This window comes from Phycisphaeraceae bacterium, assembly GCA_020639155.1.
In the GTDB taxonomy this organism is placed as follows: Bacteria; Planctomycetota; Phycisphaerae; order Phycisphaerales; family UBA1924; genus JACKHF01.
Genome location: JACKHF010000002.1, coordinates 780,985 through 795,682, shown reverse-complemented (window position 1 = coordinate 795,682; position 14,698 = coordinate 780,985). Strand labels below are relative to the sequence as shown.

Below are 14,698 nucleotides of genomic sequence, written 5' to 3'. Positions count from 1 at the left end.
GAAGTATGAAGGAACGATTCGACGTCACTGGATGGAACCCACCCCGGCAGGCGCCGGACCAGCACGGAGCATGAAGTTATGTCCTCTATGCAGATTGACCGCCTTCTCGACACCGTTGTGAAGAACGGCGCAAGCGACTTGCACCTGAGTGTCGGGCGTCAGCCGACAATTCGCCATCACGGCAGACTTAAGAACCTCCAGACAAAGGTGCTCGAATCTGATGACATGGTCGGTCTGATGAAGGCAATTACCCCCGAGCGAAATCAGCAGGAACTTCAGGAAGAGGGTACGACTGACTTCGGCTTTGCCTATGGCACCGCTGCTCGTTTCCGTGTGTCGGTGTTTCGCCAGCGTGGTGACTTGTCCATTGTGCTGCGTCAGATTCCAAGCCGTCTGCTGACCTTTGAACAGATTGGTCTTCCTGAGATATGCAAGGATCTGATCCGCCGCCCTCGTGGTCTGTTCCTTGTGACAGGTCCGACCGGTTCGGGAAAGACCACATCGCTTGCGACGATGATCGACTACATCAACACCTATCTCGAACGCCACATTGTCACGATGGAAGACCCCATTGAGTATTACCACTACCACAAGAAGTCAGTGGTGAACCAGCGAGAGGTGGGGACCGACGTCCCAAGCTTTGCTGAAGCTCTCCGTCGTGTGCTTCGTCAGGACCCCGATTGTATTCTTGTTGGTGAAATGCGAGACCTTGAGACGATTGAAGCTGCTATCCGAGCTGCAGAAACGGGCCACTTGGTGTTTGGTACCCTGCATACGACCGGGGCTGCGAAGACCGTTGACCGAATCGTCGACGCTTTCCCGGTGACCCAGCAGAATCAGATCCGTGTTCAGTTGTCAACAGCTCTTATCTGTGTGCTGAGCCAGGCTCTCCTCACACGCGTTGACAAGCCCGGCATGGTTGCAGCATATGAATTTTTACTTGTGACCCCAGCTATCAGTAACCTTGTCCGCGAAAATAAGACCTTCCGTATCGATTCAATGATTCAGACCGGGAAGAAGTTTGGCATGCAGCTTCTCGATGACCATCTGTGGTCGCTCTATTCGAAGGGAATTATCGATGCTGCTGAGATGGTTGACAAGAGCAAAAATCCAGGTGACCTGATAGATAAAGTCCGGAAACTTGGCAAGACAATCGGCCGTCCAGAGCTTGATGACCCTGAAGCTTCTGAAGGTGCCTGAATCACAAGTTGAGTACGTCTGAATAAATTAGATTAATATTAACCAAGTTTAATGCGATAATCCAAAAGTCGCAACAAAAGTTTCGGTTCTAACGGATATGCCGGGAGAACCTTCTCTGTTAGAGTGGTCGAATAATGATGTGCTGGACAGATGCGCGTTGGTTACGATGACTTGTGAGTAATGTGCATGACGTTCAGCCTCCATTCGGCTCAGCGGATTCCCGTGTGAAGTCGAAAGTGAAGGAGCGTTATGGCAGTCGCAGTCGCAGAACTCAAAGGCCGCAAGTTAGGTCGAGTGCTCACAAAGCTGGGCTTGGTAACGCGTGAGGATGTTCACGAAGCACTTGCAGTCCAAAAGACTCGCAAGAAAAAACTTGGTGAAATTCTTGTCGAACTTGGTAAGTGTTCTGAAAAGGACATCCAGACCGCGCTTGCAGGGCAGGCGGGCATGGAGTACATCGATCTGAAGTCGGTTGATATTCAGGAAGCAGCGATCAAAGCTGTGCCTGCCGACAATGCAAGAGCCTATCAGATCGTTCCTATTTGCTTTGATCCAAAGACGAAGCGTCTGAAGATCGCAATGAAAACGCCCGATAACTATCGGGCCGTCGATGATTTGCGTTTGCTTCTTGGTGGTACTGTTGAAGCGGTTGTCGCCGATAACGAGCAGATTGATGGGTTGATCTCAGAGCATTACGCGCAGCAAGAGTCAATCACCGATGTGGTGTCCGACCTTGCGTCTGCTGAACGATTTAAGGGTCTCGAGGGGCGCGGGGCATCCATTGATCTCGATCAGATCAATGAGATGGCCGGCGACAATCAGGTTGTCAAGCTGCTCAATCTGGTGTTGATGCAGGCGATTCGCGATCGGGCATCAGATATTCACTTTGAACCGTTCGAGAATGAGTTCAAGATGCGGTATCGCATCGACGGCGTGCTGTACGAAATGGTGCCTCCACCAAAGCATCTTGGTCCCGCTATCACCAGCCGTGTGAAGGTCATGGCGAATCTGGATATCGCAGAGCACCGCTTGCCGCAGGACGGCCGTATTGAGTTGTCCATTGGTGGCAATCCGATTGATCTTCGTGTGGCTGTGCTTCCGACACTGTATGGTGAATCGTGTGTGCTTCGTGTGCTTGACAGATCGAACGTTCAGCTGGCACTCGATCGTGTTGGGCTGCGAGAAGATGACTATGAGCGATTCCTCGCGTTGATCGAGCGACCAAACGGTATTGTGATCGTGACTGGTCCAACTGGTTCGGGAAAAACGACAACGCTGTACGCAGCATTGGCGCAGCTGAACGATATTGGCACAAAGCTGCTCACCGCTGAAGACCCGGTCGAATACGACATCGACGGACTCTGTCAGGTGCAGGTCAATGAGGAAGTTGGGCTGACGTTCGCTCGCGCTCTACGAAGCTTCCTGCGTCAGGATCCTGATGTGATTCTCGTCGGTGAAATTCGCGACCTTGAGACTGCGCAGATTGCTGTGCAGGCGTCGCTGACTGGTCACCTTGTGCTATCAACCCTCCACACAAACGATGCGCCAAGTTCGATCGTTCGACTGATCGATCTTGGTATGGAGACCTTCCTCCTGACCGCGACCATTGAGGGCATTGTTGCGCAACGGCTTGTGCGCCGTATCTGCCAGAAGTGCAAGGAGCAGTACACACCCCGCGAAGAAGAGTTGATGGAACTTGGACTTCGTCCCGATGATGTCAAGGGGCAGGTGTTCTTCCGTGGGCGCGGCTGCTCAGAATGTCACAAGTCTGGGTACAAGGGACGTCACGCGATCTTTGAGATCCTTGTGATGGACGATGAAATTCGCGAGATGGTGATGAAAGAGGTGAGTCTCACCATCGTTCGCGAGCATGCCAAAGCCAAGGGAATGCGCACGCTTCGCGAGTCGGGTCTTATGGCAATATATGACGGGATCACGACAATTGATGAGGTTGTCCGCGAGACAATTATCGAGGAATAGTGTCGAGTTTGTTGTGCGAGATGATGGATGATCTGGCTGTAGGAAGCCGAGAGACACGTTGAGATTAGAGCAAGTGCCGTCGTGGCGGACGGTGTGGCGGAATATACATAGAGGAGTAGTTTCACATGCCAACCTTTGCGTATCAGGCAAGAGACGCTGCTGGGAAGCTTCAGAAGGGAACCGTTGAAGCTGCTTCCAGTGAGGAAGCAGCGGTGCGGGTGAAAGCCAAGGGGTTCTTTCCGACGGAACTCCGTGAGCAGAAGGTAAAGCAGTCCGCTATTGCAGACACTGGTGCAGTCAAGAAGAAAAAACGTAAGGGCGGCGGCATCTCACTTGGCGGTGTGAACAAGAAGCAGCTTACGATGTTCACTCGTCAGCTTTCTACGCTGCAGGACGCCGGATTGCCGTTGCTGCGGTCGCTGCAGATTCTTGAGGATCAGCAGAAACCAGGCAAGATGAAGAATGTGCTTGGGGATGTCTGCGACGACGTCGAAGGCGGCACCTCGCTGTCCGAGGCAATGGCGCGGCACTCTCGCGTGTTTGACAAACTCTACACAAAGATGGTTGCGGCTGGCGAGATCGGCGGTGTGCTTGATGTAATTCTGCAACGTTTGGCGCAGTTCATGGAAAAAGCACAGAAGCTGCGTCGTCGTATTCGTGGCGCCATGGTGTATCCAGTGGTTGTCGTTGTTGTTGCGATCGTCATCGTGACATTCATCATGCTTGTGATCATTCCGAAGTTCAAGGAAATCTTTGAGGACTTCGGCGTTCCACTGCCTGCGCTGACCATCTGGCTGGTGAACTTCAGTAGTTGGATGGCGGGTACATTGCCAGGGCAGAAGTTCCCTGGTGCGATTATTGTGATCGCAACCCCGATCGTTATTATGGTTATGTGGAAGCTGATCCGCAAGACGCGACCGGGCAAGGCAACAACGGACTTTGTATTGTTCTACACGCCGCTGTTTGGTCCATTGATCAAGATGACTTCGGTTGCGAGGTTTACGCGAACGCTCGGCACCTTGATCCACGCTGGTGTCCCCATTCTTGAAGCTGTCACGATTACAAAGGAAACCAGTGGCAACTGGATGTATGAGCGTGCGCTGCAGCGTGTGCATGATTCCATTCGTGAAGGTGAGCCGTTCGCTCCGCCGCTGCGTGATTCCAAGACGTGCGATGCTCTCGTCGTGAACATGATCGAGGTTGGCGAAGAAACCGGTGAGATGGACACGATGCTCATGAAGATTGCGGACAACTACGACGAAGAAGTCGACGTGAAGATCAAGGCAATGACGTCGCTCATTGAGCCCATGATGGTCGTGTGTATCGGCGGTATGGTCGGCACCATCGTTGTAGCGATGTTCCTGCCCATGGTCGCGATGATCAAGAGCCTGAACGAAGGTGGTGTGTAATCAGCATCGGTCACGTTCCACACAGGAAAGGTGATGACATGATACCACAGCATTGCAAACATCCGTGTTCCCTTTGTCAGCGTGAAGCATCGCGCCGTGGCATCACACTGATGGAACTTCTGATGTCACTGTGGATTCTCGCGGTCATTGTCGGACTGCTCGTTGCAGGAATTCGTGCTGCGAACAATCGCGTGAGTCAGTCAGCAGATCGGCACGCTGTTCGTTCGCTGAAGATTGCGATCGAACAGTTCAAGCAGGACCACGGCTTTCTTCCTCCGCTCGTGGATGACACAATGCCGCCACTGAACGGCACGGCGTTGAATGTGTACCAGTTGAGTGATCCCATGGATCTGCAGTTCCTTCGGACAAAGCAGGTACTTCCTACAGTTGATCCTCGATTCAGCATCTACTCCCTCGGGTTGTACCTCTTTGGTCCGCTTGATGCGACTATCGATGGGAAAGATGGGCCCGGGTTTCGTAAGCCGAACGCTGATGGCACATTCCAACTTTCCGGTGGACGTGTGTTCGATCCGGTTGTTGATGGCAGCCGAGGGATGCAGGGACTCGTTCCCGCTGAGCCGCAGGGCGAGGGGCGGTTCGAGATCCATGATCGACATGATGTGCCGTTCAGGTATTACCGTTGGGAGCGTGGGAAACCAAACAACGGCAGTGTTGTGCTTCTCCCCGATGATCTGAACGTGCCCGAAATCGTCGGTGATGCATCGACCCAGGTTGAGTTGCGCAGTGCGGATTATGCCGTTGTTGGTGCGGGGCCTAACGGTGTCTTTGGTGATGAAGACCCATTTACCTTGGTTGGAGCTGTTGGCGGTTCTGTGAGTGATGTGAACCGTCTGCGCGAGAGAGCCCGATCCGACAACATTGTGGAGATCGGTACAAAATGACACAGCGCGCCAACCAATCCAGAGCACCCGTTCGTGCGCACGGCTATTCGATTGCTGAGTTGCTGGTTGTGCTTGCGATCATTGTGCTGATGATCGCGTTGTCGATCCCTGCATATCGCGCGTTGCACCGATCAGTCACCGAAACAAGTTCGCAGGTGAATCTGCAGCAGGCTCTGACTGTTGCCAGCGCCTTTGCGGAGCGATCAGCGCCGGGCGATGATGTTGTTGCTGCGTTCACATATGGCTTTGACCATCGAGTGCAGGCAATCATCATGAAGCGGGTTGGGACCCTTGTTGATCAGGTTGGCACATCAAGTGTGCTGGTGGAGCGGGATGTGTTCGTCCCGGTCTCCGAACTCGATCCGGTTGAGTTTGACCAAGGCTGGTGGATCTTTGGGATGGCGTCCGAAGACACAATACAACAGCAAGAGGTTGGTACGTTTAATGCAAATGGCAGCCCCGTTGCGAATCCGCCCATGAGTGGGTGGTATGACGGCAATCGGTACAACAGCGCCATTCGTAACTGGCTATTCCCCGAGACACATTTCAGTGGCCAGGATGATGGCAATCTTGGTCGCGATCGTCAGACGTTTGTTGTTCGGTTTGAGGGAGCGACCGGTCGCAGGCGTGTCGACGCCCTTGGTACGATTCTGCTTGTGCTTCCAGTCGAGAGTGACGCATTTCGGAACACCCAGCCATGGGACGATGATGAGATCAGGCTGGATAATGCGGCGAACATAGAAGCAACCGTCCGACTGGCACTGCATGACAAACAACTCTTTCCTGACACGGTGTCCGGCCAAGCGGATCTTCGCCGGATTCTCGGCGACATTGCAACCGACACAGTGCTTGCCAGACCTGTGACCCAACTTGCGATTGTTGATGCAAGGAGGGCGGTAAGCGAACTCGGTGCATTACGACGGAATAGAGAGACCGACTGTTTTTACAAGCTCTCCACCGGCGACCCTCCAACACCAGAGATCGACACGGGTTTGTTCCCAAGCCTTGGTTCTGCGTTTGCAGTCACCGGTATTCTCAACGAGTGGATCGAGCACAACAACGCATCGCTGCCAAACTCGGAGTTCAGCGCCAGAATGTTTACTGTTGAAGTTGCAGATGGAACCGCTGCAGAGATCTTTCCGTGACGCAGTATGGCAGATCGGCATACGTGAGATGCGGCACCAGAACGGATAAAGGGACGATGACACGACACACATGCACACATCTGAGATTCGGTCGGGCAACTTCCGGCTTTACGCTCACCGAGGTGCTCTTCGGTGTCATTATCCTTGCGCTCGGACTGCTCGGTGTTGGTGCTGTTATTCCCGGTGTGATCGCACAGCAGCGGGTGGCGAATGAGTCTGCGCTTGCCGTGAATGCTCTGAATGAAGCTGAGCAGGCGTTGACAGAAAATCCGGCGCTGTGGTCGATTTATGAAACAGATAGTACAGGTGCTGGTACAACACAGGGGCTTGGGCAGCGACTGCTTGATCCGATCTGGTCAGCCGATCAAGAGTGGGATGTGTCCCGTCGTGATATCGATCTCATGACAGGTGATCTCAGAGTGCCACCGCCGGGCATGCTTGCAGCTGGTGCGGAGCAGGCTGTGTACTTCCAAGCCGATCGTCTTTGGCCCAAGCCGCCGCATGATGGTACACCGAAGTTCATCTGGGATGTTGTGTTCCGTCGCTCCACACCGTCCGATCCCACGCTTCGCGTTGGACCGCATCGTGTGCAGATGGCCATTTTCCTGCGACGCGTTGATCCTGGTATCAAGCTGTCGCCCGGTGCAATGTACACACTGTACGAAGCACTTGAGCATGCAGCGGGTGTGTCAGGCGGAGATTACAGACTCGCTGCCGCTGCGGATTCTGCTGGCATGCCAACGTTCCGTGGTGTTGCAACCGGCGGCCTGTTGCGGTACTCGGTTCCAATCACGCTTGATGTGACCTACGACGATATGTACCGGGACCGCATTCGCCTGCAAAGCTCGCAGTTCGATCCCACCATTACACCCGAGCAGGTGTTCGCGGTTGGTTCGAAGAACCAGATCATTGTTGATAATCTCGGCACTGTGTATCGCGTGAAGAACGTGACAAGTGTGAATGGCGGGTCTCCGACGATGGGGTCAGACATTCTTTTGTTTGTTGATCCGCCGGTGGGCAAAGGTGTCGAGAGTAGCAACTCGAACAATCCCGCAACACTGTTTCAAATTGCTGCAACAGTCCAGCCGCCAGTGGCTGTGCGTGTGATTGACATGGTGATTCAGGATGAAGTTGTGACGTATGGCACAGGGTCCGGCCTGCGGTAATAAGTCATCGCATTGGCCTGTGGGGATGATATGAAGCAGAGCATCCAGAACAGTATTGCAACCAAGGGAAAAACCGCAGCATTGCAGCGGGGCTTTACCCTGCTGGAAGTTCTTGTTGCAGTCTTTTCGCTTGCAATTATTTCTGTTGGGCTGATGGTGATTCTGAACTCTGTGCAAACCACCGTGCAGAACGGACGCAAAGTCAGCAAAGTAACGAACTACGCGTCGGCAATTCAGAAACAACTTGCCGATGACATTGCCCAGATCACGCGCGATGGTTTTCTTCTCATTGTCAACCAGTATGCCAGTGGATCACAGATCATCCCGCTCGATCCGAATCAGCCTCTGACAGATCAGAGCGCTCGCCGAGTTGATGAGCTTATGTTCTTTGCTCGTGGCGATGATTACACGGGGTTTCGTGAGCCTGTGCATGAGGAGTTGGTTGTCCGGGCAGATGAGGCCAGAATCTACTATGGTCATGGTCAGCGTCAGCGATCGACCGAAACAAACTACTCTGTTCCCAAGCTGTACGATGTGAACAACTATCCCCAATCCTTACTGGGTGCAAACTTCCAGGGAAATCCAAACAGGTATGCGGGTACCTGGACGCTGTTGCGTCACGAGACCATGCTGATCGAACCTGCGCAGATGCTGCAATCTCAGCCGGCACGTGCGATGAATGCTCTCTCGATTTCTGCAGCAGATGTGCTCGACAGCAAGATTCAGATTCGGGGGCGACCTTCTGCAGCGAGCGTTTTTAACAGATTGTGCGATGTCACCCCAGATAATCCACTGGCTCAGACAATCCATGGTTTAACACATCACAGCAATGGACGACCAGTGTTCTCGTCCGGTCTTGTTGATACAGCAGCAACATCGCTTGACACAGTTCGTGCGATCGTTGCGACATCACAAGCGTTGCCATTTCAGGTGACCGATACCGGCTCTTTGATTACTTCAATCACAGGCAGCACCTTTGGTGGTGCAGAGTTGCTGAATCAGCAGACGTGGATGTACGAAGCACTCCCGTCGAGGATTGTTGGTGCACAAACAACGTCCGGACGCACAACGCAGGTGCGCGTGCGGTATGAGGATGCAGCGCCAGATCTGATGAACGCGTTGTCGTATCCATCGTCCACGGTTGATCGGAGTGTTCGTCGTGCGGATCAGCTTGCGCTGGCAGCATCGCGATTCATACCGAACTGCTCGGAGTTTATTGTCGAGTGGAGCTTTGGCAACGTATATCCTGATTCAACACAGAACGGCGTGCCACCAAGTGACGCCAGACTTGAAGGTCGGCAGATCTGGCACGGTCTTACTCGGGCAGATACGAGCCAGACACCGCTATTGATCGCCTGTCCATACGCGGATTCAACCACGAGCGTTGGTACGAGTGGTGTGCTCGGGGTTTCCAATGAGATCGATAGTTATCACGTGCCATACGAGCTTCTTGATCCGACGGGCCCCTCGTTGCGTCAAAGGTACAGCGACTACGAGGTGCCATCAACGTTGATCCACGGTGTGAATGACACTGACCCCGGTGCGAATACGGCCAGAAATCAGCTCATCTCATACTTTGGATATATCAATCCATTGTTCAATCAACCGAATGCGCTGAGTGCGTCCCAGCCGTGGCCTTGGCCGAAGCAGCTTCGCATCACCATCCGTGTTGCCGATCCGGATCAGTCCGGAGTTGAGGACACGTTGCAGTTCGTCTTTGATCTTCCACAGAGCGATGCAGCGTTTCGATGAAGAGTTTTGGGCGTGTCTGTTTCACGCCTCTGCACTGCAATCCTGCACGTTCATGTGCTGCAAGATTGCGTGATCGATGAGGAAAGTATGAAGAACTTGGTCACAACTCGTGGTGTTCGTCGCATGCGCAGGCTTGCAGATGTGTGTGGTCTTCGTTTGGCTGCTGGCCAAGCGGTTGATCGCGCTCAAGCGCAGCATGCTTCAATGCGAAGAGGTTCAGCGGTCGTTCTCGTGCTGGGGATGCTCGCGGTCATCAGCCTCTTTGCAGCGGCGTATCTTGCCATGGGACGTGCTGATCGTTCCGAGTCGCGCTCGCTTGCTGCAAAGGAGCGTGTTCGTGATGAGAGCAGGGCAATCGGTGACTATATCGCGGGCACTATCGGAGATGATCGGCTTGCAGTGCTTCTGCCCGGTCAGCTTGATATGGCATTGAACGGCTCTGGTCCGCTTCCCCAGAGTCAATTGTACCGTGAAGCTTCAGATTATCCATGGACCGACTATCGCCGAGCTTCGGTGCCAGCTCCGGTTGGTGGCGCGCCAGAAGACCTCGACCGTTACTGGTTTTCACCCGAAGGCACACTCTCGCCACAATGGATCCCGGATGGTAACCGTGGTATTACTACATTCGAGCAGAGCGATCCGTGGCTTGCTTCCAGCACACCCACATGGCTGACACCCGACATTACCACACAGGGTGGATATGACGAAGGCACATACATTGTCAATGCGCGCGATTGGGCGCACATAAGCAATCTCGCGCCCGATGGTCGATTTGTCAATCTTTTTTATCTTCGAAACAACTTCGATACCCCATCAATCTATCTTACAAAGGAGCCAGGAGCGGATCGACCCAGATTGACACTGATCAACCCTGCGACCGGTCTCTCGTACCCTGCAGGATCTGCGCAGATCCTCGATTCATATGTCAGCTTACCGATTGGCAGTCTAACAAATCAGGCCAACTGGAATGTGCCAGCCCACTGGGATTCTCGCCAGAGGCTCGCTTTCAGACCGGCAGTTGATCCTGCGCACGCGTTTGATGAGCCCGAGTATGCTCACTATCAGTATGCGGATGCCGATGGCGACGGCATGTTCGATTCCCGCTGGTTTGAACTTGTTGATTCGAGCAAGTCGCGGGGCGGTGCTATCTCACTGAACACCATTGTCGAGCAGGATCAACTGCACGGCGACGGCTCAATGCGGTGGTTTGTTGCTGCACGTGTTGTCGATCTCTCGTCAAGGGTGAATGTCAACAGTGCATCTCATCTTACAACTGCACCAGCACTGACCGGTCGGCTGGGTGCGACACCAGCAGACATAGATCTGATTCGTCTGCTCCAGCAAGAGCACACGCTAAGTCTGGATCCTGAGGTGCAGGCATACCGTGGTCTCTCAAACTTTGGCGCATCGATGACCGGCGAGGACAACTACTTTGGTTATGGTCTCACAGGGTTCCCCGGTAATGGCACACTGACGATTGCTGAGGAGGTTGGACAGGCTGGGTTTGCTGCGATGCGTATCGCAGTGCAGCAGGGGCTTGTTCCAGACAAGTTCACGACATCGAACCTGCCGCCGCTTCCAAACAGTGTCTCCCGCCGAAACTCCTATTTGAACAACGGTGCGTTTCTACCCGGCGTTGCATTTGCAAGCAACCCCGGTGCATTCCAACTTCAAACAAAGTTTGGTCTTGAGAGTGAAGCAGAACTGCTGACGTACAACGGTATCAATGATCCCGCGACCATGTCGCGTCTTGAAGCGGCGATCGGTGGTCGCGATCTCGGTGGGCTGCCCGTATGGCAGTACAGCCCCTTGCGGAGTAATCGTCCGCTTGGTGTTGAAAAGAGCTTTCTGAAATCACCGCTCTACACAAGCGGATATGGGCAGGGCAACGGCGGGTACGACCCAAATACCGGTCAGGCAATGCCGTGGCCGATTCCAAACTCGAACTCAGATCCCCGGACAACCGCGGTCAATGATCTTCAGGAATCGCCGCTGCTGCAGTTGTTTGTTGATATTCGAAGCAAGCTGACAACGCACTCTGGCGCGGCACTCCTGCGCACTGCTCCGCTGTATGTGAATACAACAGGGAGCGGAACATATGCGCAGAATCTTGCTCGTGCGATGACCACGCTTGATGCGTTCGCTGACAAGGGAGTAATTCCCAACACGCTAGAGACACGCTTTGGCTCAGAGACCCGTCGCTCTGCTGCGTCGTATCTCACACAGGCGAACATCCATGGACTGTTTGATGCGTTTGCAGAAGCATTGATTCCGTACGCGTTTGATCCGGAAGTGTGGGATATCAACGCACATCCCGAGAAACGAACACTGACGTACGGGTTTGATCCATACTTTGCGCTGACAACCGCAGCCCACATGGCTGTGAACATGAAAGAGTTGTACGACCCGTCGCAACCTGGAAGTGTGCGCGGTGATCAGCCTGAGGTCTTTGTGCTCAACTACGGTCCAGCAGCATCAGCTGATCCTTATATCGATCACTGGGCAACAGATACGTACGATGCTGGAACTGTTCCAAGTGGTGCCGCACCGTTCTATCGTGATCTTGATCTGAATCGGATCAGGAACAACACCCCGTCACCCTCGGGAAGCTATCTGTCTGCACTCGGCAATTCTGCCCCGCATGCGAAGGTAATCTTCGGAGTTGAAGCACAGCCAGTGCTCACACAGGTGCATACATACCACGTGTATCGTGATACGCCAGCATCCGAGGGTGGGAACTCCGAGTGGTCAAGCATCAACAACAATGGTCAAGGCGAGTTCGAGGAAGTCCCGATCGACATCCGCGGCGATATCAGCGATGGCACGAACGATGACGTGCTTATGCAGATGGTTTCATTTAAGCTGTCAAATCCATACGACAAACCCATCACACTGGTCGGTTTAGCAACAGTGAATGATCCTCCTCAGACGGTGTATTACTACCAGCTTCGGTTTGGTGGGAAGACTTATGACCTGTACAACACTGAAGCGCCCGATGAGCAGCTCGTGCTCGGGCCCGGTGAAACGTTTGTGTTTTATGTTGTCGGTGAGACACCACAGGAAATCAACTCGCGATTCAATCCAAACTCAGCGCCGGGCTCACGGAATCCGGATGTGCTTGGCGATTGGGTGAATCTGCAGTTCTCCGGGAATGGGTCAACGGTCATTGCAAGCGATCGCGCCGATCGTGTAATCCGACTCACGACTCCAGTACAGACTGGACCAGTGAATACGTCCAGGATTGATCTGCTCGCGGGAGCCCCCGGCGATCACGTCCAGAGCAACATGGAGGCAACGCTCTGGCGCCGCATGTGGACATCCCAGCAGGAGCAGTCAAACACCATTGATCCAAACTCGGGCAATGATTATGGGTGGTATCTTGCGGATAGGCTGCGCGATCCTGAGATCACCGGTTCCGGCAGACCGAACGCAGATAGACGTCTACCAAGTGGTCAGAACGCTGTGGCGGACACGATGATTACAGGTTCGACCGATCCGGATGACAGCGGATTCACGATTACACTGTCAGGTGGATTCCGCCGTCCAGACGATCTCTCTCGCAACATCCCTCGCGGCAGCGTGCCAGCATGGGCGATGGAACGTATAACGTATGACCCCGCGATATCGCCACAACCTCAGTCATCACTGAACACGGAAGAAACTTCCGGTGATATGACACTGAGCAGAGACCGGTTCTTTGCGAGCGAGGGATCAAATACAATTGCTGGCTGGAAGCTGAAGCAGACGTTTGCTACAAACGCAGGGCCCTCTGCGCGATTGCTGGTTGTGCAGAGCTCGATGCCTTACACGCCAACCGCTCTCTCTGATACAAGCAACATATATCATGATCATTCCAGGATCGCTCAGAACGCCGTGACACCTTCTGTTCCCTTTGATGATCTGCGTGTTGAGTTGCATCTTGCGAACGGCGATCTGCAGGCCAGTCAGGTACGGGCGCTCGATATGATGCTGCCACTTGGTATCGGGCCGTCGGTCGTTCCTGGTGCAGGTACTCACGATCAGTGGGAATGGCGCACACTCTCAGAATCGTTGGCAATCGCGACGCAGTTTGATACCGTGTCGGCAGGGACTGTAGTGGGAGGTTCGTCGTATAAAAGTGAACAGTTTGGTCTGGATCGTGGCCAACTCAAACTTGGTGGGAATGACGATGCCCTAGTAATTGCGGAAAGCTTTGTTCCCTTTGTTGATCAGGACAATGACTTTGTCTTTGATCCAGCGGTGGATCAACGCGTTGGGCTTGGTGTGCCACTTGCAACAACCATTGCAGATATCTTCACCTCAGTGCCAGTTGAACGCACCAAGGTCAACACACCAGTTGTTGGCACGGTCAATGTGAACACGGCTCCGCTATCGGTACTCCGGCTGCTGCCCGGTCTCAGCCCAACACGACTTGCAGGCCAGTGGTGGTGGACCAGCAACGCGCATACCACAGATTCTGACATTGCTTCAACGCTCTACGCGTACATTCATAAGACATCAATTTCGGTGAGAGATCCGTACTCATCGCAGCCCGCCATCCGATTTGGTGCAACAACACCTTCCAATATGACGGTAACTGCCGCACATCCAAACGACACGGAAGGACGTGCGAATCTCACTCTAGGTGCCATGAATCTTGATCCAACGGGTGTCAGTGGTATTCGTGAGCAAGCTGGTATGGCGTCAAGGGCGGAACTTCTCTCTGTGCGTGATCGGGCAGCAAGCAGTGGTGGGGCTGTGCCGCTCCACGACATGGATCGTCTGGCATTTGATCCTGATGCATCCATGATTCCGCGTGGTGTCGAATCGCTCAGTATTTACGACACACCGAACGGTCAGACGGATCTGGACGACGGCATCCGGAACGACTGGGATGAGCAGTTGCTTCTTGCCAATGGCATGATCGACACCGTGACCGAACGCAGCGACTTCTTCGCAGTGTGGTTTGTGATGCATGGCTACGACCGCTCGGATGTTGAGGGGTTGCGTCCTCTTCAGCCAATGACGCCGAGCGTGGCACGCCGGTACGTCATGGTGGTGGATCGTTCAAACGTGACACGTCTCGGCGAGAAGCCACGGATTCTCATGCTGAAAGAAGTTCCAATGGACTGATATGCACGCAATGCCGGGTCTTGTGGGGTCTG

At 53.8% G+C, this 14,698-nt stretch carries 8 protein-coding genes; all 8 read left to right on the top strand.

The genetic code is table 11. The annotated features are described in order from the left end of the window. Positions 1–78: 78 nt before the first annotated feature. The 8 genes from H6815_14010 (at position 79) to H6815_13975 (ending at position 14,666) form a co-directional block, all read left to right on the top strand. Entirely contained in the window at positions 79–1,200 is a 1,122-nt protein-coding gene (locus tag H6815_14010; protein MCB9861554.1) for a type IV pilus twitching motility protein PilT, read from the top strand. Positions 1,201–1,449: 249 nt separating this feature from the next. Beyond that, positions 1,450–3,180, top strand: a complete 1,731-nt coding sequence (gene tadA / locus H6815_14005) for a Flp pilus assembly complex ATPase component TadA (GenBank protein MCB9861553.1) — start codon at positions 1,450–1,452, stop codon at positions 3,178–3,180. A gap of 125 nt (positions 3,181–3,305) precedes the next feature. Beyond that, entirely contained in the window at positions 3,306–4,589 is a 1,284-nt protein-coding gene (locus tag H6815_14000; GenBank protein MCB9861552.1) for a type II secretion system F family protein, read from the top strand. Positions 4,590–4,711: 122 nt separating this feature from the next. Beyond that, positions 4,712–5,491, top strand: coding sequence for a hypothetical protein (locus H6815_13995; GenBank protein ID MCB9861551.1), 780 nt, complete (start codon positions 4,712–4,714; stop codon positions 5,489–5,491). After that, positions 5,488–6,636, top strand: a complete 1,149-nt coding sequence (locus H6815_13990; protein ID MCB9861550.1) for a hypothetical protein — start codon at positions 5,488–5,490, stop codon at positions 6,634–6,636. Before H6815_13995 ends, H6815_13990 begins: the two co-directional genes overlap by 4 nt. A gap of 56 nt (positions 6,637–6,692) precedes the next feature. Then, positions 6,693–7,802, top strand: a complete 1,110-nt coding sequence (locus H6815_13985; GenBank protein MCB9861549.1) for a hypothetical protein — start codon at positions 6,693–6,695, stop codon at positions 7,800–7,802. Between the two features lie 30 nt (positions 7,803–7,832). Continuing rightward, entirely contained in the window at positions 7,833–9,554 is a 1,722-nt protein-coding gene (locus tag H6815_13980) for a type II secretion system protein (GenBank protein ID MCB9861548.1), read from the top strand. An 87-nt stretch (positions 9,555–9,641) separates the two neighbouring features. Then, positions 9,642–14,666 (top strand): hypothetical protein, encoded by a 5,025-nt coding sequence (locus H6815_13975; GenBank protein ID MCB9861547.1) that lies wholly within the window; start codon positions 9,642–9,644, stop codon positions 14,664–14,666. The last annotated feature ends 32 nt before the right edge of the window (positions 14,667–14,698 follow it).